22 protein-coding genes are annotated in these 23,808 nt (G+C 65.2%); 16 read left to right on the top strand and 6 right to left on the bottom strand.

Translation table 11 applies throughout. The annotated features are described in order from the left end of the window. Window positions 1-179 precede the first annotated feature (179 nt). On the top strand, window positions 180-617 hold the full coding sequence (locus tag RUU78_RS01585; protein WP_313912991.1) for a hypothetical protein: 438 nt from the start codon (window positions 180-182) through the stop codon (window positions 615-617). Between the two features lie 231 nt (window positions 618-848). Here RUU78_RS01585 and RUU78_RS01580 read toward each other — a convergent pair whose 3' ends face one another. Next, window positions 849-2,366, bottom strand: a complete 1,518-nt coding sequence (locus RUU78_RS01580) for a transglycosylase SLT domain-containing protein (protein WP_313912988.1) — start codon at window positions 2,364-2,366, stop codon at window positions 849-851. A 129-nt stretch (window positions 2,367-2,495) separates the two neighbouring features. Here RUU78_RS01580 and RUU78_RS01575 point away from each other — a divergent pair, with 129 nt between their 5' ends. Then, complete coding sequence (locus tag RUU78_RS01575) at window positions 2,496-4,001, top strand: helicase HerA-like domain-containing protein (RefSeq protein WP_313912987.1); 1,506 nt, start codon at window positions 2,496-2,498, stop codon at window positions 3,999-4,001. Window positions 4,002-4,040: 39 nt separating this feature from the next. Next, on the top strand, window positions 4,041-5,309 hold the full coding sequence (locus RUU78_RS01570; RefSeq protein ID WP_313912985.1) for a hypothetical protein: 1,269 nt from the start codon (window positions 4,041-4,043) through the stop codon (window positions 5,307-5,309). An 87-nt stretch (window positions 5,310-5,396) separates the two neighbouring features. Here the strand turns inward: RUU78_RS01570 and RUU78_RS01565 are convergent, their stop codons facing one another. Further along, on the bottom strand, window positions 5,397-5,723 hold the full coding sequence (locus tag RUU78_RS01565) for an iron-sulfur cluster assembly accessory protein (RefSeq protein ID WP_313912983.1): 327 nt from the start codon (window positions 5,721-5,723) through the stop codon (window positions 5,397-5,399). A 177-nt stretch (window positions 5,724-5,900) separates the two neighbouring features. Here RUU78_RS01565 and asnS point away from each other — a divergent pair, with 177 nt between their 5' ends. The 9 genes from asnS (at window position 5,901) to RUU78_RS01520 (ending at window position 13,921) form a co-directional block, all read left to right on the top strand. Further along, window positions 5,901-7,301 carry an asparagine--tRNA ligase gene (gene asnS, locus RUU78_RS01560; protein ID WP_313912981.1) on the top strand — a complete coding sequence of 467 codons (1,401 nt, stop codon included), beginning with the start codon at window positions 5,901-5,903 and terminating at the stop codon, window positions 7,299-7,301. Window positions 7,302-7,303: 2 nt separating this feature from the next. After that, entirely contained in the window at window positions 7,304-7,609 is a 306-nt protein-coding gene (locus tag RUU78_RS01555; RefSeq protein WP_313912979.1) for a hypothetical protein, read from the top strand. Continuing rightward, entirely contained in the window at window positions 7,606-7,950 is a 345-nt protein-coding gene (locus tag RUU78_RS01550; RefSeq protein WP_313912978.1) for a hypothetical protein, read from the top strand. The genes RUU78_RS01555 and RUU78_RS01550 overlap by 4 nt, the downstream gene beginning before the upstream one ends. Before the next feature lie 106 nt (window positions 7,951-8,056). After that, window positions 8,057-8,845: an SDR family oxidoreductase gene (locus RUU78_RS01545; protein ID WP_313912976.1), complete on the top strand. Its 789-nt coding sequence runs from the start codon at window positions 8,057-8,059 to the stop codon at window positions 8,843-8,845. A 263-nt stretch (window positions 8,846-9,108) separates the two neighbouring features. Continuing rightward, window positions 9,109-9,684: a hypothetical protein gene (locus RUU78_RS01540; protein WP_313912975.1), complete on the top strand. Its 576-nt coding sequence runs from the start codon at window positions 9,109-9,111 to the stop codon at window positions 9,682-9,684. A 59-nt stretch (window positions 9,685-9,743) separates the two neighbouring features. After that, a complete protein-coding gene (locus RUU78_RS01535) occupies window positions 9,744-11,198 on the top strand; it encodes an aldehyde dehydrogenase (RefSeq protein WP_313912973.1) in 1,455 nt (484 codons plus the stop codon). Window positions 11,199-11,282: 84 nt separating this feature from the next. Continuing rightward, window positions 11,283-11,936 carry a carbonate dehydratase gene (gene can, locus RUU78_RS01530; protein ID WP_313912971.1) on the top strand — a complete coding sequence of 218 codons (654 nt, stop codon included), beginning with the start codon at window positions 11,283-11,285 and terminating at the stop codon, window positions 11,934-11,936. Window positions 11,937-12,065: 129 nt separating this feature from the next. Next, window positions 12,066-13,439 (top strand): hypothetical protein, encoded by a 1,374-nt coding sequence (locus RUU78_RS01525; RefSeq protein WP_313912969.1) that lies wholly within the window; start codon window positions 12,066-12,068, stop codon window positions 13,437-13,439. Then, window positions 13,436-13,921 (top strand): Rid family hydrolase, encoded by a 486-nt coding sequence (locus RUU78_RS01520; RefSeq protein WP_313912967.1) that lies wholly within the window; start codon window positions 13,436-13,438, stop codon window positions 13,919-13,921. Before RUU78_RS01525 ends, RUU78_RS01520 begins: the two co-directional genes overlap by 4 nt. 26 nt (window positions 13,922-13,947) lie before the next feature. Here RUU78_RS01520 and RUU78_RS01515 read toward each other — a convergent pair whose 3' ends face one another. Both RUU78_RS01515 and RUU78_RS01510 read right to left on the bottom strand, forming a co-directional pair. Continuing rightward, the gene (locus tag RUU78_RS01515) at window positions 13,948-15,429 is read right to left on the bottom strand and encodes a hypothetical protein (RefSeq protein WP_313912965.1); all 1,482 of its coding nucleotides are present in this window, start codon (window positions 15,427-15,429) and stop codon (window positions 13,948-13,950) included. Continuing rightward, window positions 15,422-15,919 (bottom strand): hypothetical protein, encoded by a 498-nt coding sequence (locus RUU78_RS01510; RefSeq protein ID WP_313912962.1) that lies wholly within the window; start codon window positions 15,917-15,919, stop codon window positions 15,422-15,424. The genes RUU78_RS01515 and RUU78_RS01510 overlap by 8 nt, the downstream gene beginning before the upstream one ends. A gap of 746 nt (window positions 15,920-16,665) precedes the next feature. On the opposite strand from RUU78_RS01510, the gene RUU78_RS01505 reads away from it, so the two are divergent. Continuing rightward, window positions 16,666-16,989 carry a hypothetical protein gene (locus tag RUU78_RS01505; RefSeq protein ID WP_313912960.1) on the top strand — a complete coding sequence of 108 codons (324 nt, stop codon included), beginning with the start codon at window positions 16,666-16,668 and terminating at the stop codon, window positions 16,987-16,989. 84 nt (window positions 16,990-17,073) lie between these two features. Here RUU78_RS01505 and RUU78_RS01500 read toward each other — a convergent pair whose 3' ends face one another. Both RUU78_RS01500 and RUU78_RS01495 read right to left on the bottom strand, forming a co-directional pair. Next, on the bottom strand, window positions 17,074-20,811 hold the full coding sequence (locus RUU78_RS01500; RefSeq protein WP_313912958.1) for an RHS repeat-associated core domain-containing protein: 3,738 nt from the start codon (window positions 20,809-20,811) through the stop codon (window positions 17,074-17,076). Next, the gene (locus tag RUU78_RS01495; protein ID WP_313912956.1) at window positions 20,774-21,379 is read right to left on the bottom strand and encodes a hypothetical protein; all 606 of its coding nucleotides are present in this window, start codon (window positions 21,377-21,379) and stop codon (window positions 20,774-20,776) included. Before RUU78_RS01495 ends, RUU78_RS01500 begins: the two co-directional genes overlap by 38 nt. 240 nt (window positions 21,380-21,619) lie before the next feature. Here RUU78_RS01495 and RUU78_RS01490 point away from each other — a divergent pair, with 240 nt between their 5' ends. From RUU78_RS01490 to RUU78_RS01480, 3 genes are all read left to right on the top strand, one after another. After that, window positions 21,620-22,141, top strand: a complete 522-nt coding sequence (locus RUU78_RS01490) for a 3-hydroxyanthranilate 3,4-dioxygenase (RefSeq protein WP_313912954.1) — start codon at window positions 21,620-21,622, stop codon at window positions 22,139-22,141. Window positions 22,142-22,236: 95 nt separating this feature from the next. Then, window positions 22,237-23,244 (top strand): amidohydrolase family protein, encoded by a 1,008-nt coding sequence (locus tag RUU78_RS01485; protein WP_313912951.1) that lies wholly within the window; start codon window positions 22,237-22,239, stop codon window positions 23,242-23,244. A 27-nt stretch (window positions 23,245-23,271) separates the two neighbouring features. Further along, window positions 23,272-23,805, top strand: coding sequence for a hypothetical protein (locus RUU78_RS01480; protein WP_313912949.1), 534 nt, complete (start codon window positions 23,272-23,274; stop codon window positions 23,803-23,805). Window positions 23,806-23,808 lie beyond the last annotated feature (3 nt).

Raw genomic sequence — 23,808 nt, 5'->3', positions numbered from 1 at the left:
GCCCCCCCCCACCGGACGCCTGCCGGGTAAACCTCGCCGCGCGGCTTCACACGCGGCGTGGATTGTTTTCAATTTCGTAGGTGACGCGGATTGTCAGTTTGTGACCGGTTCGGCTAATCTCCTCCGCCGGCCGCACTACCATCGCTGGCGATCTGTCGAACCACCTGAAGGGGAAAATCATGCAGCAGTTGATCTGGCGCCTCGTTGCGACCAAACGTGCTTATCAGCTGCAGCGTGAGTTCAAGGAAATCGACAAGCTCATGAACGGCCTGAGCAACGCGGCCCGTCTGCAGCTGGCGACCCTGACCCAGAAGGAATTCTCCGCCGCGGCCAAGAGCGAATTCCCGCATCTGTATGGCACGCCGCCGGAGCAGCGCTACAGCGCCTGGGGCAGCGGTACGGAAATCGGCCTGTCGCGAGCGCGCTCCGACAATCTTCCCGTGCGTATCCGCGGCATTGCCCTCTGGCTGACCGTGGCCTATCACGAAACCCGCGGCACGACCCTGCCCGCGCTCGACGGCGTACACCGTTCACTGCTCCGCGCGCTGCGCTTCCTGCGCGAATCCGCGCCGACCGCGACGGCCGAGAGCTGGTTTTCCAGCGAACAGGCCGCGTAATCCCTGATTCTTTGATGTCGGGCCAGTGGGACGTCGCGCGCCAGGGATGGCGCGCTTTTTCGTTTTGACTGTCACTGGGTCGCTGCAACTCGCACGTGCCGCGTACCACGGCTCGTGGTGCGACCCGAAACGCCGCGCCCGCCGCGCCTTCCCGCTACAGCCGCGTAGACAGCGCCAGCCAGACAGCGCTGGTGTTGGTGCCTGGCACCGCGTCTGACGCGAGCACCACGTCTAACGCGAGCAAATGGGAATCTGCAATGTCTGCCCCGGCTTGATCGCATAGCTCGGCGCACGCAGGCGGTTCAGGCTCGCGATCTCGCGGACTTCACCGCAGCGATGCTTGCGCGCGATCGCCGCCAGCGTATCGCCCTTGCGTACGGTGTAGCGGGCGCGGCCGCGGCTGGCAGTACTGCCGCGCGCCGCCGGGCCGGTCGTCATGGCGACCTGAGGCACCGTAGCCGCATGCAGTTCGGCCGCCAGGGTCTGCCACGGCCCTTCCGCGCAGGTCTTCGGAAACGCCGTTTCCAGCGCCAGCGGTACCGTCAGGCGCGTGCCTGGGGCTATCGCCGCCTGATGGTCGTAGGCCGGGTTGAGATTGCGCAAGGCGCGGAACCAGCCGTCGCGACTGCCACCTTCCTGGCCGAAGCAGATCGACAGCTCCGACAACGACATCGAACGCGGCAGCACCACGCTGCCCAGCCGCGTATCGATGCGCGGGAATTCGAGGTTGTAGCGCTCCGGGTGCATGAACAGCCAGGCCGCGGCGAGCACCATGGGCACGTATTCGCGCGTCTCCGGTGCCAGCGCTCCGTAGACCGACGGATCCCAGAAGCGCGCACGGCCGCCGCCAGCGAGCCGGCCCATGCGACCTTCGCCGCCGTTGTACGCAGCCAGCACGAGTTCGAGATCGTTGTTGAACACGCGCAGCTGTTCATTCAAATAGGCCGCATTCGCGCGTGCCGACAGGGCCGCATCGAAGCGCTGGTCGAAGCCGTCGCTCGTCGTCAGGCCGAAGCGCAGCCCCGTCGCATACATGAACTGCAGCGGGCCACTGGCGCCGGAGCGCGACACCGCATGCACCTTGCCGCCCGATTCCTTCGCGATGAAGCCGAACAGGAGCGCCTCGGGCAGTCCGGCCTTCTGGTATTCGGGCCACATCAGCTGGCGCATGTACTGATAGTTGATGTAGGCCTGGATCAGATTCGGCCGGTACTGTGTCAGCCACTCCTCGAGCGCGGCCTTGACCGGCTCGTTGACAGCAATGATTTCCGCCAGCGGGCGGCCCTTGAGCAAGGTGATCGAGCGAGCCGTCTCGGGCAGGTCGGACACCACCGGAGAGCCTTCGCCCACCGCTTCGGGAACCGCGTCCTCGCCGACCGGCTTCTCGCCCTCGCCGGTCACTGTCGCGATCGGCGCGTCACGTCGCAGCAGGCCGTCGAAGGCCGAGAGAAAACGTTCGTTCTCGCATCCCGGCAATTGCTGGCAGCGTTGCGCGGCGGCGCGCAGATCGTCCAGCGCTGCGTTGCCTTCGCGCGCCGCACGTTCGCGCTCGCCCGCATCGGCCAGTTCCGCGCTGCCTTCGTAGCGCTTGACCGCTTCACCCAGACGCGCATACAACGCGCCGATCTCGCTCTCGTCGGCCGTGGCGCCGGCAGCCGGTTTGACACCTTTCGATGGTGTACCGGCACAGGCCGTGAGGAGAACACACGCAGCCAACGCCGCAGCAAGACGAATTCGCAAGACAGACACTCCTGACAGATCGATCGCACGTTACACAGCGCGGAGAAGCGATACAACCGCAGTCCAATTGCCTGCGCGCGTGAATCCGTCGCTACAATCGGCCTTCACATTACCCATGCAACGACACCCGGAGCAGCCGTGAGCGACATCCTGCTGGGCAAGAGCGACATTGACGTCCTCCTGCGCGCCAAATACGCCAATCGCCACGGCCTCATCGCCGGCGCCACCGGCACCGGCAAGTCGGTCACGTTGATGCGTCTGGCCGAGGGCTTTTCGCAGATGGGGGTGCCGGTGTTCCTCGCCGACGTCAAGGGCGATCTCGCCGGCCTGTGCGAACCCGGCGGCGGCAATACCAGGATCGATACGCGCGTGGCCGAACTCAAGGTCGACTGGAAGGCCGCCGCGAATCCGGTCGTGTTCTGGGACATCTTCGGCACGCTAGGCCATCCGGTGCGCAGCACGATCTCGGAGATGGGTCCGAACCTGCTGGGTCGTCTGCTGGAGCTCAACGATACCCAGGCCGGCGTGCTCGAAGTCGTGTTCAAGCTCGCGGACGACGAAGGCCTGCTGCTGCTCGACCTCAAGGATCTGCGCGCGCTGCTGACCTTCGCCGCCGAAAACGCGAAAGTCATCTCGCAGCGCTACGGCCTGATTTCCTCGACGTCGATCGCGGCGATCCAGCGCGCACTACTGAGCCTGGATCAGGCCGGCGGAGACCAGTTCTTCGGCGAACCGGCGCTGGATCTCGCCGATTTCCTGCGCCAGGACATGGGCGGTCGCGGCATCATCAACGTGCTGGCCGCGGATCAGCTCATACTCAAGCCAAAGCTGTATTCGACCTTCCTGCTGTGGATGCTGTCGGAACTGTTCGAGCGGCTGCCGGAAGTCGGCGACATCGACCAGCCCAAGCTCGTGTTCTTCTTCGACGAGGCGCACCTGCTGTTCGACGACGCGCCGCCTGCGCTGGTACAGCGCGTCGAGCAGGTCGTGCGGCTGATCCGTTCCAAGGGCGTCGGCGTGTACTTCTGTTCGCAGAATCCGGACGACGTGCCGCAGACCATCCTCGGCCAGATGGGCAACCGTGTGCAGCATGCGCTGCGCGCGTTTACGCCGCGTGACCAGAAAGCGGTCAAGGCGGCCGCGGAAACATTCCCGCCCAATCCCAAGATCAAGAAAGTCGCCGACGTCATCACTCAGCTCGGCGTCGGCGAAGCCCTCGTGACCACCTTGCAGGATGGCGGCGTGCCGCTGCCGGTGGAACGCGCCTTTATCGTGCCGCCGGGCTGTCGCATCGGCGCGATCAGCGATGCCGAGCGCGCGGCGATGCGTGCGCGTTCGCCGGTCGGCGGCAAGTACGACACCACCGTCGACCGCGAGTCGGCTTACGAGAAAATCGCCGCGCGCAACGCGGAAACCGCGGCCTCTGCCAAGGACGCCGAACCGGTCGATAAGAAGAAGACCGGCAAGAGCGCCGATGCGCCCAGCGGCTGGGGCGACATGATCAAGGGTGCGCTGTTTGGCACCGGCCGGCGCCAGGGCGTCATCGAAGCGACCGCCAAGTCGGCGATGCGCTCGGTCGGCAACCAGCTCGGCCGCCAGATTCTGCGCGGCGTGCTCGGTTCGATCATGGGCGGCAAGCGCTGAAAATTTTTATCATTTTCCACAGTTGACCAGCAGACTTTCATGACCGACCAAACCATCGTGCCATTCTGGCAGCGGCTGAGCGAAATCACCCTCTATCCGGCCAAACCCGCCGCCATGATCACGATCGGCGTACTGGCGCTCGCGCGGCTGCTGGGCCTGCTGCCCGGGCTGGCCGGCTGGCTGCTCGATCTGCTGGTCACGGTGGCGCTGTACCGGTTCGCTTTCGAGGTGTTGCGCGCCACCGCCAACGGCCGCATGGAGCCGCCCGAGGGCATGGGCGAGACTGCGCAGTCTTCCGGCTGGCTCGCGATCTGGCTGCAGCTGATTTTCATCATCGCAGCGGTGTTGCTGGTCGTCCTGCTCGGCTGGATCGGCCTCGCCTTGTGTGTCGTCATGCTCGTTGGCTATCCCGGCGCGGTGATGTCGCTCGCGATCGACCAGAACCTCGGCCATGCACTGAATCCAGGCACCTGGGTCCAGATCATGACGCGGCTGGGATGGCCGTATTTCGTTGCATTCGGCCTCATCCTCGTGATTTTCATCAGTGCCGGCAACGCCCAGGCGTGGCTCGCCAAGCTGTTGCCGCTGGCCGTCGGCCTGCCGGTGTTTCACTTCATTTCCGGCTATGCACTGATCGCAACCTTCCACCTGATGGGCTATCTGATCTGGCAGTACCAGGACGAACTCGGGTTCACGCCCGACGCGGTGCCAACGCTGCAGCTCCATCGCAATGCCGATACGGACCAGTACATCCTCGACGAGGCTGCGCAGATGGTGCGGGACGGCGAGACCGACATGGCCACCGAGGCGCTGCAGGCACACCTGCGCGAGCGCGGCGGCACCGAAGCCGTGCATACGCAATACCGCAAACTCGTGCGGCTCAAGGGCGACAGGAACGAACTGATACGCCACGGCAAGGAGTGGCTTCCGATGCTGCTGGCTCAGGAGAAGGAGAAGACCGCCGTGGAGCTCTGCCGCGAGCTGACCGATCTCGATCCGACCTTCGTCCTCACCGACGCCGAATCGAACGCGCGCATGGCCCAACGCGCGTCGACGCTCGGCCATGCGCAGCTGGCGCTGCGCCTGATCAACGGCTTCCACAAGCGCCACCCGAAAAGCGCCGACATACCGGCGATGTACCTCCTCGCGGCACGCCTGCTCAGCGAGCGCATGGGCAAGGACGCGGAAGCAAAAGCGCTGCTGACGCAGATCCGCGGCGCCTATCCGAATCACGCGCTGGTTCCACAGATCGATGCGTTGATGAAGCTGATCGACAGCGTGAGCGCGAAGAAACCGGCGGCGGACTGAGCCACACACACGCGCGGCCCGCGTTTATGGCGGGCCGTGCGTTCCGGAACGCGCTGAGGCCTCTCGATTACGCAAGAGACCGCCGTTTCAACCGACCGTGAAACTCTCGCCGCAGCCGCACTCGCCGGTCATGTTCGGATTGCTGAATACGAATTCCGCATTGAGGCCGGTCTTCTGGAAGTCGATGGCCGTACCGTCGACGAGCGGCAGGCTCTTGCGATCGACCACGAGCCTGACGCCCGCGTCGTCGATCCACTGGTCTTCGTCGCTGATCGTATCGGTCAGGTCGACGACATAACTGTAGCCGGAACAGCCGGTGCGCTTGACCCCGAAACGCACGGCTTTCGCCGTCGCATCGCGAGCCAGAAAATCGTGCATGCGCTGACGCGCAGCGGGAGTCAGGGAAATGGACATGATCGGATTCTAATGGCCTTGGCCGGGACTACCAATAACACGTGTCGCTATCGTGCCGCAGGGGATGGGGCCTATTGGACCGAAAGCAAGGCCGGCGACCGCAGCAGCGCAGTTCCGTTATCATCGCGGGCTTCCCCGGCGCACCCGGCGCCTCACGATTTGGCGGAGTAGAGATCCATGGCGGTAGTCAGCATCAAGGCCGCGCTGGCCGGGACGCACCCGATCGGCAGCGAAATCACGGTCCGCGGCTGGGTACGCACCCGGCGCGATTCCAAGGCCGGCCTTTCGTTCGTCAATCTCAGCGACGGCTCCTGCTTCGACCCTATCCAGATCGTCGCGCCGAACACGCTGCCGAACTACGAAATCGACGTACTCAAGCTCACCGCCGGCTGCGGCGTCATCGCCACCGGCACCGTCGTCGAGTCACAGGGCAAGGGCCAGAGCTTCGAGATCCAGGCCACCGCCATCGACGTCACCGGCTTCGTCGACGATCCCGAGACCTATCCGATCCAGCCCAAGCCGCATTCGATGGAGTTCCTGCGCGAGGTCGCCCACCTGCGCCCACGCACCAACATCTTCGGCGCGATCACGCGCGTGCGCCATTGCCTCGCGCAGGCCGTGCACCGCTTCTTCCACGAAAACGGCTATTTCTGGATCAACACGCCGATCATCACGACCAGCGACGCCGAAGGCGCCGGCCAGATGTTCCGCGTATCGACGCTGGACCTCGCCAACCTGCCGCGTACGGACAAGGGCGCCGTCGATCATTCCAAGGATTTCTTCGGCAAGGATGCGTTCCTGACCGTCTCGGGCCAACTCAACGTCGAGGCCTACTGCCTGGCACTGAGCAAGGTCTACACCTTCGGCCCGACCTTTCGTGCGGAAAACTCGCAGACCTCACGCCACCTGGCCGAGTTCTGGATGATCGAGCCGGAAATCGCGTTCGCGGACCTGTCCGCCGATGCCGACCTCGCCGAGGCGCTGCTGAAATATGTGTTCCGCGCAGTACTGAACGAACGCGGCGACGACATGGCTTTCTTTGCCGAGCGCGTCGAGAAGACCGCGATCACACGTCTGGAAAACTTCATCGACGCGCCGTTCGCGCGCATCGACTACAGCGAAGCCGTCAAGATCCTGCAGAACTCCAGCAAGACCTTTGAATTCCCGGTCGAATGGGGCATGGACCTGCAGACCGAACACGAACGCTATCTCGTCGAACAGCATGTCGGCCGCCCGGCCGTGGTGATGAACTATCCGGAGCAGATCAAGGCTTTCTACATGCGCCTCAACGACGACGGCAAGACCGTCGCCGCGATGGACATCCTTGCGCCGGGTATCGGCGAGATCGTCGGCGGCTCGCAGCGCGAGGAGCGGCTCGACCTGCTGGATGCGCGCATGGCGAAGATGCACATCGACCCGGTCCACTACCAGTGGTACCGCGACCTGCGCCGCTACGGCACCGTTCCGCACGCGGGCTTCGGCCTGGGCTTCGAGCGCCTCGTCGTCTATACCTGCGGCCTGGCCAATATCCGCGACGCGATTCCATATCCGCGCGTCCCCGGCCACGCAGAATTTTGAACGTGCTGTTCCTGCTGCTGCTCGCGCTGGGCTTCGCCATCTTCGGCCTGACCGCCTATGTCATGAGCTGGCCGCTGGTCGCGACGCAACTGCGCGACCGGCATCCGCAGCATCGTCCACTGATGGGCGCGACGCCGTTTTCGCCACGCGCGTTCGGCTGGTTCCTGCGCTTCGCCTGGCGCACCTCAGCCGACCAGAACCTGCGCTTCCTCGCCCTTCCCGGCAGCATCGCCGCCTGGGCCATCGCCATCGGCAGCACCTGCGCGGCGATACTGCTGCTGCTGCGCATCACTGGAGTCGTGGTATGAGCGAAGAAACCGAAAATACCGACAGCATCGCCGCGATACCTGCGCAAACCTACTGGTGGTGCGCGGGATTCGGCGACACGCTGATCTGGTCGCGCCTGGACATACTCGACAGCGGTATCGCCGAAGTGTTCGGCGCCACCGGCGAATACCTGCGCTACGACGACGAAGCCAGTGCACGCATGGCACTGCTCGATGCGGAATTCCGCGAGTTCGACGGTCTGGACGAGGAGGATGCCGCGATCATGGGGTTCGACCTCGACACCATGGACATACCGCGCGGAGACAGCGACGAAGAATTGCTGCCGCGCATGGTGCACAAGATAGCGCGCGGTCTGGCTTAGTTCAGGAGCGTCCAGCGAATGCTCAGCCACTCCGCAGAAGCTATGCACAAGCCCTCCCCTTGAAAGGGAGGGCTTTCACGCTTTCGACTCGTCGACGGAGATTCCCATGCAGCTCGATCTGAACGGCCGTCACGCACTGGTCTGCGGCGCCTCGCAAGGCATAGGCCGCGCTGCGGCGCACGAACTCGCCCTGCTCGGCGCCAACGTCACCGTACTCGCACGCAACGCAGAATCACTGGCCGCTGTCGTGGCCGCGCTGCCGAGCGTGCATGCCGCGCAGACGCACGGCTTCATCGCCGCCGACATGGCCGACACCGAAGTGCTGCGCCGCAAAGTGGAAAGTACCGCGTACGCCGCACCGGTGCAGATCCTCGTCAACAACACCGGCGGGCCGCCGGGCGGACCGGCGCAATCGGCCAAAGCCGAGGCCTTCGTCGAGGCCTTCCAGCATCACCTGCTCGCCAATCACGCGCTGCTGCAATGCGTGCTGCCCGGCATGCGCGAAGCGGGCTACGGCCGCGTCGTCAACGTGATCTCGACCTCGGTCAAGGAACCGATCCGCAACCTCGGCGTGTCCAACACGATCCGCGGTGCCGTGGCGAGCTGGGCCAAGACGCTCGCGACCGAGCTCGGCCCCTACGGCATCACGGTCAACAATGTTTTGCCCGGCTACACCCGAACGCAGCGCCTCGAGCAGATCGTGCGCGACCGCATCCAGGCCACGGGCAAGAGCGAGCAGGACATCGAACAGGCGATGCTCGCCAGCGTGCCGGCGGGCCGTTTTGCCAGCGCCGGGGAAATCGCCGCAGCGATCGCATTCCTCGCCTCGCCGGCCGCGGCCTACATCAACGGCGTCAACCTGCCGGTCGATGGCGGGCGCATGCAGTCGCTGTGAACCGGCGGTCCGTCCGGTCGTTGCCGTGCAGAGCGGCGGCCACAACGCTGTAAGTGCCTCAAGGTGTTCCGCCGGCGAGCTCATCGTCCGGTACGGGCCTGGTTCAGCGCCGCAATGGGACAACCCCGGCAGACAGTCAAGACTCGCAACGTCAAACCGGTGCAGCCGCAACACACGGCGGCCCCTGATGGAGACATTGCGACGCACACTGTCACCGTGCGCCGCGCGGGCGGCGCGGGTCCGTGCCATCGAGGTACCGCTGCGTGCAACCGACCACCGTCCGCACCACCGTCCTGGCCGCCATCGTCGTGGCGCAGACGCTGCTGGTCGGACTCGACGGATCCCGTACCATCCAGGCGCTCGACCGCGCCGGCTGGCTGTTCAGCATGGCCGAAGGCTACATGGGCTGGCTGCGCATGGGAGTTGCGGCCGTGCTCGTGTGGGTGGCGGGCCTGCTGCCGCTGCTGCTGGCGCTGACCCTCGGCGCGACGGCGGCCTGGGGCTTGCGCCGGTTTTCCGCCACGCCCGATCACATCGACGGGCAGGGCCGGCCCATCGTCGTGCTCGTGCTGGTCCAGTGCGCCGTACTCGGCGTCTGGTTCCGGCTGCTGCCCGACGCCGCGCCGGGCGACGGATGGCAGAATGACGGTCTGCCCTACACCGTGATGTCGGTGCTGACCGGCATGCTCTGGGCGTTCTGCAACCCGCTGCTGCTGTGGCGCGCGGCCGGCGGCCATCCGCCGCGGCGCGACGCGCGCGAGCTCCAGCAACTCCACGAGATCGGTCTGCGCCATGCACGCGCGATCACGCGCAAGACGGACGACGGGCACGAGTCGTAGCACAGCGCATCACAGGCCAGACACTCCGAGCCTCGCCGAACACACGCTACCATCGGCGCATGACCATCCAGACCCTGAGCAACCTCATCGACGGTCGCCTGACCGCGCCGGCCAGCGGCCGCTATCTCGATGTATTCGAACCGGCCACGGGCCAGCTCCATGCGTACTGTCCGGATTCTGACGCGGCCGACGTCGCGCTCGCGGCCGAGGCGGCTCAGCGTGCGTTTCCAGCATGGTCGCGTCTACCCGCAGGGGAGCGCGCGCAGCTGCTGAACCGACTCGCCGACGCGATCGAGCAGCAGCAGGAAACCTTCGCGCTGGCCGAATCGCGGGACAGCGGCAAGCCGCTGCAGCTCGCGCGCAGCGTCGACATCCCGCGCGCGGTCAGCAACCTGCGCTTCTTCGCCGCGGCCATCACGCAATGGTCCAGCGAAGCGCATGCGATGGAAGACCGAGCCCTGAACTACACCCTGCGCCAGCCGCTCGGCACGGTCGCCTGCATCAGCCCGTGGAATCTGCCGCTGTACCTGTTTACCTGGAAGATCGCGCCGGCGCTCGCGACCGGCAACTGCGTGCTCGCGAAACCCTCCGAGGTCACGCCGCTGACGGCCTGGATGCTGGCCCAGGCCAGCATCGACGTCGGCTTTCCGCCCGGTGTTCTGAACATCCTGCTCGGCAGCGGCGCGCAGACCGGCCAGGCGCTGGTCGACGCCGCTGCGGTCAAGGCGATTTCCTTCACCGGCTCCACGCGCGTCGGTGCGCAGATCGCGCAGAGCGCGGCACGGCAGTTCAAGAAAACCTCGCTGGAACTCGGCGGCAAGAACGCGACGCTGGTGTTCGCCGATTGGGAGGGCAGCGAAGCCCAGCTCGACACCATCGTGCGCTCCGCCTTCGCCAACCAGGGGCAGATCTGCCTGTGCGGTTCGCGCATCCTCGTCGAACGGCGCGTCTATGCCGAGTTCCGCGACCGCTTCGTGTCACGCGTGCGGGCGCTGCGCGTCGGCGACCCCGATCTGCCCGGCAGCGATCTCGGCGCCGTCGTGTCGCAGGCGCATTTCGACAAGGTCATGGGTTGCATCGCGCTGGCCCGGCAGGAAGGCGGCGAGGTGCTGGTCGGCGGGCAAGCCGCCAGCGTCCCCGGACGCTGCGCCGACGGCTGGTTCATCCAGCCGACCGTGATCGACAACCTCGGCGCCGGCTGCCGCACCAACCAGGAAGAAATCTTCGGTCCCGTGGTCACACTGCAGCCGTTCGACGACGAAGCCGAGGCGCTGGCGATCGCGAACGGCACCGCGTACGGTCTGGCCGCGACGGTGTGGACACGCGATCTCAATCGCGCCCATCGCGTCGCCGCGCAACTGCACAGCGGCATCGTCTGGATCAACTGCTGGATGCTGCGCGACCTGCGCACGCCGTTCGGCGGCGTCAAGCAGTCCGGCGTCGGCCGCGAAGGCGGCACCGAGGCGCTGCGCTTCTTCACCGAGGCGAAGAACGTGTGCATCGCGTTCGACTGAGCCCGCACGTCAATCTGTCCGCCGTCATTTCCGTACCCTGCCCGGCCGCGGCTATGCTTGCGGTTTTCGCCCTGGAAACCGGCCATGAATGATCTTTCCGACCTGCTCAGGCGCAACAAGGCCTGGGCCGAAGCCATGCGCACGCAGGACAAGGATTTCTTCAAGCGCCTGTCCAGCCAGCAGGCACCGAAATACCTCTGGATAGGCTGTTCCGACAGCCGCGTGCCGGCCAACCAGATTACCGACATGCAGCCCGGCGAAGTGTTCGTGCATCGCAACGTCGCGAACGTCGTCGTGCATACCGACCTCAACTGCCTGAGCGCCATCCAGTTCGCCGTCGACCTGCTCAAGGTCGAACACATCATGGTCGTCGGCCACTACGGCTGCAGCGGCGTGCATGCCAGCCTGACCGGCATGCGCGTAGGCCTGGCCGACAACTGGCTGCGCCATGTCGGCGACGTCGCGCAGAAGCATGCGGCCATGCTCAGCGCGCTCGAGCTCGACGCACTGCGCCACGCCCGGCTGTGCGAACTCAACGTCATCGAACAGGTGCTCAACGTGTGCCAGACCACCATCGTCGAAGACGCCTGGTCGCGCGGCCAGTCGCTGAGCGTGCACGGCTGGATCTACAGCCTGTTCGACGGCCGCATCACCGACCTGGGCATGACGGTCGGGGCACGCGAACAGCTACCCGTTGCCTACCCGGCGGCTCTGGGCCGGCTTACGGCGCGGGATTGATGCCATGAGCGTGCTTGGCCGCGCTTGCGCGTTCGGCGGCATGAGCGCGCAGTCGCGGCAACGCACACGCGCTGCAAAACCGCCGCGCGCGGCGCTGTTCTATGCTGCGCGCGACTCCGGAGAACCACCATGCGCCCCAGCCCGACCTTCGCCCTGACGGCCCCCGCCCTGACGATACTTGCGCTGCTTGCCCTGCCCACCTTGGCCGGTGCCGCGAGCTGGAAAGAGCAGCAGATCGCCGCCGCGGAAAAGTCCGAATCCATTCTGCGGCAGGCGGAAAAAGTCCGCGGCCTGCTGCCGCAGTACCAGATCATGCGTGCCGCCTACGTCGCCGACGACGGCAAGGCCTTTCGCCTGATCTTCGGCCAGTACCTGAGTTGGCATCAGTCCTACCTGGGCCTGCACGACGATGCGATGCAGTCCTTCTCGATCCAGCAGGGCGGCGACAAGCAGGACGCGCCCTCGCCGCTCGACGGCGATGCCTGGCGCATCGAACCGGCCGCCGACACGATCGCACGTCTGGCTGCCGACCAGCGCGCCGTGTTCTTCAACGAGGCGCACAACGCCGCAATCACACGCACGCTGACGGTCGCCATGCTGCCGCGCCTGAAGGAACTCGGCTTCACCCATTTCGCCGCCGAAACGTTGTACGAAACCGATACGAATCTGGCCGGCCGCGGCTATCCGAACGAGGACAGCGGCTTCTACACGCAAGAGCCGGTCTACGCCGAGATGGTGCGTACTGCGCTCCGCCTCGGCTTCACCGTGGTCGCCTACGAGGCCGCGTCCGAAGCGGTCGGCGACGCGCGCGAAAAGGAACAGGCGCGCAACCTGTACAACCGCGTCTTCAAGGACGACCCCAAGGCCCGCGTCGTGGTCAACGCCGGCTATGCGCATATCGTCGAATCGGGCAAGTACCTCGGCGGCGCGAGCATGGCGCAGCATTTCCGCAAGATCGCGCACATCGATCCGCTGACCGTCGAGCAGACCATGCTGATCCCGCATACCGAGACCAGCCAGGATCACCCCTACTACCGCGCACTGCTGGCGAAATCGCCGCCGAAGACCGCGGTCGCCTTCGTCGCGAAGGACGGCAAGCCCTGGAGCCTGCGTGAAGGCCAGTACGACCTCAGCGTCGCGCTGCCGCCGTATACGCACGACAACGGCCGGCAGAGCTGGCTCAGCCTCGGCGGCACACGCCAGCCCTACACCATCGACGGCGAAATCTGCCGCTCGGTCATGCCGTGCATGATCGAGGCGCGCTATATCGGCGAAGGCGACGATGCGATCCCGGCCGACCGCATCGTGATCGGCCTGAGCGATTCCTCGCTGACCGGCAGCGAACGCAAGTTCCGCACCGTCAACCAGTTGCGCACCGACCTGTACCTGCGTCCCGGCCGCTATCGCGTGCGCGCGAGCGGCGCGGACAGCCAGGTCGTCAACACGCAGAACATCACCGTCGCCGGTAGCACCGTCGGCAGCAGCAAGGAACGCAACCCATGAGCGCCCCCGCACACGGCAGTCCCGAACAAGCCAACCCCGAGCACACCGGCCACGTCCAGACCGGTCACGTCCACGCCGGCAACGCGCCTGCGCCGGTCGGCGCCTATCCGCATGCGCGCCGCGTCGGCAACCTGCTGTTCCTGTCCGGGGTCGGCCCACGCACGCCCGGCAGCAACGCCATCCCCGGCAACGTGTATGACGCCGGCCAACGCCTCGTCTCCTACGACATCGAAGCGCAGTGCCGCCAGGTCTTCGCCAACGTGCGCGCCGTGCTCGAAGCTGCCGGCGCGCGCTGGGAAGACCTCGTCGACGTCACCGTCTATCTGACCGACATGAGCCGCGATTTCGCGACCTATAACCGCCTCTACGCCGAACACTTCACGACCGCGCAGCCGTGCCGCACGACGCTCGGCATCACCGCGCTGCCGACGCCGATCGCGATCGAGTTAAAGTGCGTTGCGGTCGTTGGGGAAGCGGGCTGACACCACGCGACACGTCAGCCAGCCCGTCAGTTCGGATTGCCGCAGGCTGGCGGCAGTGGCGACAGCGTCATCACGCAGGTATTGCCGCTGCGGAACGAGAGGAATCCCGCACCGCCGACGCCACCGTTCGCCCCCACGACACGAAACGTACATGATGCCGACGGCTGCACGCCGTTCGGGTTCGTGACTACCAGCTCCGGCGCCATCACATTGAAAGCCTGCTGCCCGCTCGCGTTCGTCGTCGAGGACGTCTCCACAGCGCTGACCGGAGCCAGGCCCTGCGTGGTACAGCTGGGCAAGATATCGAAACCCGGATAGGCGGGGCTCAGCGTCGCCGTCAGCGTGGTCGTGCCCGTCTGCGTGATCTGCTGCATGCTCAGCGCGACCGACGGCGCGATCTGCCGACCACTCACGTAGTACTCGTACGTCTCGGCGAGTTCGCGCACCTTGAACCGGCAACGCACATGCGGCGAACCCGTCGGCGGCACGGTCACGAGGTTCTGCGAAAGCACGCGAAACTGCACCTCGCCGCTCGCGTTGGCAACCTTGCTGCCGTTCTGCGCCGAACCCGCAGCAGAACCATCGAGGCTCACCGTCGCCGGCGACTCCGCCGTGCAGCTCGCGTCGATCGTCACGCCACCCTCGGCCGGCGACCGCGTGCCGACGACGACGACGCGATCGACCTCGGTGGATCCCGAGTTCGGCACGTTCACCGAGGACGGACTCACGTTCAACGACGGCGCGATGCGCTGCCCCTGCACTGGGACGACGGCCGTCCTGGCGCTGGACGCGTGCGCACGGAACGTGCAGCGGCCGGAAGGCGGATTGCCGCTGTCGGCGATCAGGCGCAGTCCGCTGGTCGTGATCGCGAAGTCCGCACGAGCGTTCGCGTCCGTGACCCGCGTCGCCGGGCTCACCGCAATCGTCGTGATCGCCGGCGTGCCGGCGTCCTTTTCGCAGCTTGCCGCAATTGACTGGCCATTGAGCGCGGTCGACCACACCAGTTCGATCTGCCGCGTACTGCTGCCGTTGACCGTGATCGTCGAATTGGGCGTGGCCGTCAGTGTCGGATCGACGATGAAGCGATAGCGCTTCGCGAGAGTGGCGAAACACTGAACGTTTGGCGACTGCGTACACGGTATGAAATCGATGTACTGCGTGGTAGTCGCCGTCGGCCCCGTGACCGGCAGACCTGCCGTCGTCACCGTCAGTGCAAGATTCTGCCCGCCCAATGGAATCGTCGCGCCGGTACGTGCCGACGCCTGACCCGAACCGACATTCGTCAGCGTCCAGGTATAGCCATCGCCAACGACATTGAATTGATAGTGACTGACGCCCAGACCATTCGTCGAAAACGGCAGCGAGATCGCAACCGTGGCATCACCGTCGATGGACATTTCCGTGGCCTCCGGCTGCAGATCGTGCGCAACCACGAGGCCTGTGTCACCACCAGCAACAGCCAGGATAGCTCCGGCGATAACGACGAATTTGCAGAACCAACTATCCATGCAGATTCTCCTGTGTGCGTTCCATGCCGCCCTCGCGCACCGATCTGCCGTTGGTCGCGATCGCCGTGGATCGCGACACGGCCAGGCTCGGATCGACGACGAAGCGGTAGCGCCGCGCCGCAGTCCAGTTGCAGAATTCGTTTGCCGGGCCGGTGCATGCGGCGAAGTCGATGTACTGCGCCGAGGTCGGCGTCGGTCCCGTCAGCGGCAGTCCTGCCGTGGTCAGCGTCACCGGCAGATTCTGTCCGGCCAGCGAAATCGTCTTACCTGTCCGCGCCGAACCCTGTCCCGACTCCACGTTCGTGATCGTCCACGTATAGCCGTTTCCCACGACATTGAAGCGATAGTAGTTGGCGGATAGCCCCGACCACTGGAACGGCAGCGTGATATTGGCCGTCCCGTTGCCGTTGACGCTGATGTCTGTAACGGCCGGGGCAAGCTGCTGCGCGACAACCGTGCCGCTGCCGACGATAGCGAGGAGCGCGGCCATGCCGATGATCCGTCTGCAAAGCCGATTGTCCACGTACGTTTCCCTGTAATGCGTTTAGTATGACGCCAGATGAGCGGGCGCTATCAAACAGATTGAGCTGCCGCTCTTAAGTTGGGCGGCTGCACATAAGCGGAAGGTGGTTCGGCTCAAAACAGCGGTTCGCACAGACCTGCCACTTTCATTGAGCAGGCGAGCTGGCTCACGTAGAGATAGGTGATCACACCAATCGCCGCGACGGAGACGAGCAGATAGCCTATCGCGCTCCGCCGCCGTATCGTCGCTAGCATAGGTAGCGACAGAACGATTGCGCACACGGCCGCGCCTAAACCCCATCGGACAATATCCGTGCCGACATTGACAGGCCGCGACGCCAGTTGCGTTCGCCAGAGTAGGCATGTCGCAACGACCGACGCCAATATCACGGCCGCAAATGTGCAGAGTCTCCAGACGGATCTGAGGCCCGAATTTCCAGATTTCATGGTTTGAACTCGTGGAAGTCGCTGTCGATAGGTGCGCGTTGGAAGCGAACGAACGAAAATCTGTCGTCGTCGAAATTAGCGGCACGCATATTCATCACCAAGGAAGCTGGCCCGGCCTATTGGCTACGTCCCGTAGCTGACTTTTTGTAGCCAAATAATAAAGATTTGAAAGTATTTATATTAATACCATAAATATATTAAGTTTTTTGATTTTCATCTCAATCTGGCGCAATTCATCTGAGTGGATTCCTGCCAGCAGCACGCTGCATGGCGAGCGTTACCCTGGGCGAAAGCAAGGCACCCAAGAGCATAAATGTTCGAACAACGGTAGAGGTTGAAAAAATTGAATCCATTGAAGCACTGCCAAAGACTTCGTCGATCCACGCGCCCTCGAAAGGGAAAATCAGCCCAGAAACGCCAATAGCCAGTACCGATGCGCTAGCAGCCAAGCCAACTCGACTCAGTTTTGGTACGGCGCTCCAGTTCATTGCCAACGCAAGGGCCACAAAAAAAAACATGACGATGACCGACGCATCATTTAGAAGCCAGCCGACGACTTCTGACTGGCTGCCGCCGCCAATTTCGGTGTGACGCGCAAGATACGGAAATACTTTATGAGTCGCGAATGACGCGAGTGAAAATATCGCGATAGCCTCTGCCCGCCTATTCTTCACATTAGGGCTTGTCACATTCGCACCTTCGGATAGTTGGTGTATCACCTGAGCGGAACCCCCAGTCGTTGTGTACAACGATATTTTCATTTGTGCTCGCTGACACTGTTCCGTGACTACCATCTTCCAATGGCGCGTATATCCCTACATGACCGTTGCTTGCAATCACGTCACCAGGCTTTGGGAGTATCGGCGTCGGCAAAATGTAGTATCCGGGTATTTTTACCTGCTTGTCCGCCCACTCGGAAGCCGACGGAGGTCTGCCGTCGATTCTGCCGGGCGGATCACCACCACCCGTCAACATGTCGTACACAAACAGATTGCACTTGTAAGAAAATCGGCCGCCCAGTAGAGATCTGATTCGACCGCGCGCCTCCGAGTGCGGATCTGGATAGCCATAGTTTTCGTTTCCGATCCATATCGTCGCGCTCAGCCATGCGCTCGATCCATCCAGACCAAGGCTGTCATATACGCTGAGAGGCTGTGCGTCGGCGTAGTTGTATATGGCAGGGCCGCCTACTAACCCAATCGGGTCACTTTGAATGTACCGCCCTGTCTTCGCCTCATATTCTCTGAAGTAGTTGTAATGCAACCCCGACTCCACATCAAAGTGCTGCCCCGGGTAGCGCATGTTGAGTTCAAACCCCGGCGCCAGCACCGCCGGCGCATGATCCCCGAACGCCGTCTGCAGCAGGTCCCAGCGCCACTGCACCGCCTGGGTGTTCGCATCGACAGCCACGCGTGGCGTGCCGAGGTGGTCGGTTTCGAGATAGCTCAGCTGTGCGGTCGTGCTGGGCGCGACGTAGCGGGCGATCGCGATGGGCAGGCCGTCGAGGTAGATGTATTCGGTGCGTAGCTGGCTGATGCGGCCGCAGCTGTTGGGTGTTTCAGTGCCGTCGGTGCCGCGGCTCGTATCGCCGCCGCCGCAGGTCGAGGTCCAGTTGAGGTCCATGAGGCGAAGGCCGGCTTCGTCGTAGACCGTGTCGATCGCCGCACCCGGCAGGGCCTTCTGGGTACGCTGGCCCAGGCCGTTGTAGGCATAGCGGTAGTCCTGCGCCGCGCCCTGGCCGTCTTTCGTGATCGTGGTCAGACGATTGGTGTCGTCGTAGACCAGCGGATAGGCCGAGATGCCGAGGCCTTGCGTGGTGTTGCCGTTGGCGTCGTAGCTGCGCGACGTGCCGGCGATGCTGGCCAGACGATGCGTGCCGCTGGCGTAGCTGTAGGGCTGCAGCGACTGGGCGGTAATCTGCTTGCTGGTGCGGTCGCCGGTGGGTGAGTAAGTGAAGGTTTCCAGCGGCAGATCGGCAGCATCGCGCATCTGCGTGAGGCGGTTCAGCGGGTCGTAGCCGTAGCGGCGCTGCGGCGCGCCGCCGAGTGCGGTCGCGATCTGGGTAATGTTGCCGAGCACGTCGGCATCGAAGTCGAGCAGCAGGCCGCCGGGCAAGGTGCTTTCGATCTGGTCGATCGCGAAGTTGCGGTCGTAGCGCTTGGTCAGCTGGCGGGTATTGCCGAAGGTCAGGTCCTTGAGTGGACCGAACGGGTAGTAGGCGGCCTGGCTGACCAGCGTCGTGACCGCGCCGCCGGCGGCGGGCTGCCAGTTCACGCCGGTGACGCGGCGGCTCGCGTCGCGCAGGTAGGTCACGACCGCGCCGTGCGGGTAGATGATGCTCTTCAGCAGGTCGGCGCGATCGTAGGCATAGGCCAGCTCGTAACCCAGCCCGCTGCTCCAGACCTCGCCCGGCCCGAGCACGCGCTTGCGCACGACATTGCCGCGGCGGTCGTAACAGTACGTGGTCGAACCGCTGGCGTCGGTGACGCGGCTCAGGCGACCGACGGGGAATGAGTTCCCGCAGTCGGTCTGGCCGTCCGGCAGGTCGTAGTCGCGGCGCACGCGGCGGTTGGCGTCGGGATAGAAGGTATCGACGCGCCGGTTCAGCGCATCGTAGACGTGGGTTGCGGTGATGCCGCGCGCGTCGGTCTCGCTGAGCCGGTTGCCGGCCAGGTCGTAGAGGAAACTGCGGTTGCCGACGTCGCGGCTGAGTTCTTCGCGCAGGTCGCCGAGGCGGTCGTGTACGTAGGTGGTCGGCACGCCGTCGGGATCGGTGACGCCGGTCAGCCGGTCGGCCGCGTCGTAGCGCAGCTGCGTAAGCGCGTTGGCGGTGGTGCCGGTGCCCCCGAAATCCTGCAGGCTTTCGACGAGGCGATTGAGGCCGTCATAGCGCTGCTCGGTCTGCACCTCGCGGCCGTCGATGCTGCGGCGCGGATTGCCGTTCGCGTCGTAGCCGTTGAGGATGCCCTCGGCGGCATCGTCGAGCTCGAAGCGGACCACCGGACGATTGAACGCGTCGAGCTGGCGCACCAGGCGATCTAGCTCGTCGAATTCGCGCTCGAGCTGCCACAGGTTCTCGCCACGGCTGGTGAGCCGTTCCTCGACGCGGCGGTCGCCGTCCGGGGTCAGGGTATAGGCGATGCGATTGCCCAGCGCGTCGCTCACGGCGATGACGCGGTGCGCGCTGTCATAGGTGTAGCTCAGCGCCGCACCGTTGTCGGGTGCGATGACCTTGGTCACGTTGCCACTGTGGTCGTATTCCAGAATTGTGACCGCATCATTGGCTGACGCTGTGCCGTCGGCGTTCGCGCGCACGCTGCGCGTGAGCAGCCAGCCGCGCGCGTGATAGGTGTAGTCGGTCAGCGTGCCGTTCGGGTCGCGCACGCGTGCCGGCCGCCCGGCGCGATCGTAGGCGAGGATTTCGGTGACCTGGCCCAGCGCGTTCGTGACGCTGCGCAGGTCGCCCTTGCGCCGGCAGGCGCCGCCGGGCGTGCCGCAGCCGCTGAGCAGCGTGAGGGTGTGGTAGCGGTACTGCGTGGCATCGGCGATGTCGCTGCGCGGGCCGTCGATGCGGCTGAGCTGGCCGGCGGACGCGCAGCCGGTACTGGGATTCGCGACATCGGCGGTGCTGCAATAGACATAGCCGGTCGTGCGGTGGCGGCCGTCGGCGGGATCGACGAGGTCCGTGCCGATCAGCTGCGTCGAACCGGGCGCGTAACGGAAGCGGCGGTCGCGCAGCAGCGTGCGCGGGCCGCCGGGCGGATCGGCATACAGACGTTCGGCCGTGATCCGTCCGATCGCGTAGTCCCAGTCGCGCTCGCGCCGGCGCTGCTCGGACCGTCCCTTGGCCTCGGTGCGCGCGATCTCATGACTGCCGTCGGCGTTGTACTCGATCTCGGTGCGCACGCCGCGCTTGTCGGTGCGTGCACTCAGGCGGTGATGCACGGGGTGGTATTCGAAGGCGACCGTTCCGGCCTGATCGCTGATGCTCGCCGGCACGCGGTACGGATGACCGGCGGCAAAGGTATACGTGCTCTCGCGCAGCGCGGCCGTGCGCACGATCGCGCGGCTGTCGTCCTGGCCGCCGTCGGGCCGCAGCGGATAGCTCACGTCGACGCGCCCCGCATCGGCGCCATGCCAGCTCGCCGTCGCGCGGCCCCAGTCGTCATAGGCATAGGTCGCGTAGCGGCGCAGGTCCTCGTCGAGGATGCCGGTGAGCCACGAGCCGCGCACGCTCGCGGTCACGCCAAGATGAGCGGCTTCGTTGTAGAGGAACTGCTGGCTCTGGCCGTAGCGGTTCAGTGCGACGAGCCGGCCGTCGCCGTCGTAGACCAGGCGCGCACGACGAGGGACGTGTCCCGAGGATAATCGCCGCTCACGACACGGTGCACCGCAGGCTGCTGCGCCATGCATCGAGCGTGGCCTCGCGCGTCGCCGAGGGCTTGCCGTCATGCAGGATGTCGTCGAACAGGAACAGGCGCGATTCGCCGTTGGCCAGCGGCAGATCGTAGGCGAGGAACTCGTGCGCGTCGCCGACGAAGGTCAGGCGCAGTCGCAGGCCGGCGACGTCGCGATCGCACAGGCGCAGCACCGGCGCGGCCTCGGGCGGCGCGGCGGGTTCGTCGCCGCCATGCAGCACGCTGCCCATCATGTCCATGAGCGTGCGAGCGTGCTCTGCGCTGTACGTGCCGGTGCGAACCTCGAGTTCGAAATCACCACGCCAGAGACGCCACTGCCCGTCCTCGGCGTCGTGGTTGACGCGTAACACAGCCGGATAGTCGAACGCGATGCCGGCCTCCTCGAATCGCCCGAGCGGCTTGAGCGCGGCGGCGCCGGGCGCACCGACGAGTTCGTCGACGAACGCGCCCCAGAATATGTTCCAGCCGCTGTCGGCGGGATAATCGGCCGCCGGAACGCCGGTGCTGGCGCACAGCAGAACAGCCAACAGGCACAGCGAACGGCACGAAAACCGATTAGGCATGGTGAAATCCTGGCATTGGGGTTACGCCAGTCCGGCGGCGCGCGGACGTATGATCGGAGCTGCCCGGCGGATCGTCCAGAGGATATGCCGACCCGGGAAATCGGCCAGCGTGCCGCGTCCCGCGACATTCGCCGGAGGGCTTCGCCAAATCCGCCGCAGGACGCGCGACCGCGGACCCGGCCGCGCCGGCCGGCCACCGACACACGCTACACTGCGCTGTCGCCTCGCCGGAGATCGCCCATGCCGCTTGCACCGCCCCTGAACTTCCAGCGCTGGATCGAGGACAACCGCCACCTGCTCAAGCCGCCGGTCGCGAACAAATGCATCTACGACGGCGATTTCATCATCATGGTCGTCGGCGGACCCAACCAGCGCACCGACTACCACGTCGACGAAGGCCCGGAATTCTTCTATCAGATCGAAGGCGAGATGATCCTGCGCATCCAGGAAGACGGACAGCCGCGCGACATCCCGATCCAGGCTGGCGAAGTCTTCTATCTCCCGCCGCTCGTGCCGCACTCGCCGCAGCGCATGGCCGACTCGATCGGTCTCGTCGTCGAGCGCAAGCGTCTGCCCGGCGAGCAGGACGGCCTGCTCTGGTTCTGCGAGCGCTGCAACAACAAACTCTACGAGGAATTCTTCGCGCTCGGCAGCGTCGAGACGGATTTCCCGCCGGTCTTCGACCGGTTCTACGGCTCGGCCGAGGCGCGCACCTGCAAGGGCTGCGGCCACGTCAACCCGGCGCCCGCGCGCTACGGCTGAGGCCGGGAAGTTCTAAGCGAGAACTCGCCTTATCGTATTCAGCGGCCCCTGACCGGCATCACCGCCTCCGCACCTGTGCCTTACACTCGATGACCATGCTCAAGATCGATACCCACGCTCACATCCTGCCGCGCGACTGGCCGAACCTCGCCGAAAAATACGGCGACGACCGCTTTCCGGTCATCGTTCATACCGACGACCGCCACCGCATCTACAAGGATGGCAAGTTCTTTCGCGAGATCTGGTCCAACACCTGGGATCCGCAGCAGCGCATCGACGACTACGCCCGATTCGGCGTGCAGGTGCAGGTGATCTCGACCGTGCCGGTGCTGTTCTCGTACTGGGCCAAGGCCAATCAGGCGCTGGAACTGCATCAGCACCTGAACGACCACACCGCCTCGCTGTGCCGCGAATTCCCGCGCCACTATGCCGGCATCGGCACGGTACCGCTGCAATCACCGACGCTCGCGATCCAGGAGATGCAGCGCTGCGTCGAGCAGTTGGGCCTGTCGGGCGTGCAGATCGGCTCGCATGTGGAAAACTGGAATCTCGACGCGCCCGAACTGTTTCCGTTCTTTGAGGCCGCGGCCGACCTCGGCGCGGCGATCCTCGTGCATCCCTGGGACATGATGGGCCGCGAATCGATGCCGAAATACTGGCTGCCCTGGCTGGTCGGCATGCCGGCCGAGCAGTCGCGCGCAGCCTGCTGCCTGATCCTCGGCGGCGTGCTCGAGCGCCTGCCCGAACTGCGTGTCTGCCTGGCCCACGGCGGCGGCTCGTTCCCGTACACCATTGGCCGCATCGAGCACGGTTTCCGCATGCGTCCGGATCTCGTCGCGACTGACAACGCGCGCAGCCCGCGCGACTACTTCGAGCGCCTGTTCTTCGACTCCTGCGTGCACGACCCGCAAGCGCTGCGCTATCTCGTCGACGTGGCCGGCATCGACCGCGTCATGCTCGGCACCGACTATCCGTTCCCGCTCGGCGAGCAGGAACCCGGCAGCGGCATCGCCGCGCTGAAGCTCGACGACGAATCCGCCGCGCGGATCTACCACGGCACCGCACTGCAGTGGCTGGGTCTCCCGGCCACACGTTTTTCCTGACCGTTGATCCTTGGCTCCGGAGGCCCGATGACTGCCCACCCGTTTTCCACCCTGCTCACCAACGCCTTCACCGCCGTGCTCCTGGCCGCATTTTCCGCCACGGCGGCGGCCGCCGATTACACCCTCAACGATGGCGCGATCGCGTTCAGCGCGCCGGCCGACTGGCCCGTGATCATGCAGATGAGCGAAGGCAGTCCGCAGGTCGTCGCGTTCCAGGTCAAGGACCCGGCCGACGATGGCACCGGCGAGGCGACACGCGTCAGTGTGACCACGCGCAAGCTCGACGATGCGCAGGCGTTCCAGGCCTTCGTGGGTCAGGCGCTGGACAAGGCCCGACAGACACCGGGCTATGAAAGCGAAACCGGGGCCGACGGCAGCAGCCTGCGCTACAGCGGACTGAACCAGAAGACGCGCTATAAATATCGCGAAAGCTATTTCTACAAGAATGGCATCGCGGTGCAACTGCGCTGCGTGCATCCGGTCCTCAAGGGCACCGCACCGGCCTGGGTCGCTGCGTTCGACCAGGGCTGCGACCAGATCGCCGCGTCGCTGCAGAAGTGAGCC

It is taken from the genome of Tahibacter sp., from assembly GCF_032229445.1.
Taxonomy (GTDB): Bacteria; Pseudomonadota; Gammaproteobacteria; order Xanthomonadales; family Rhodanobacteraceae; genus Tahibacter.
This window is presented reverse-complemented; position numbering and strand designations above follow the sequence as displayed.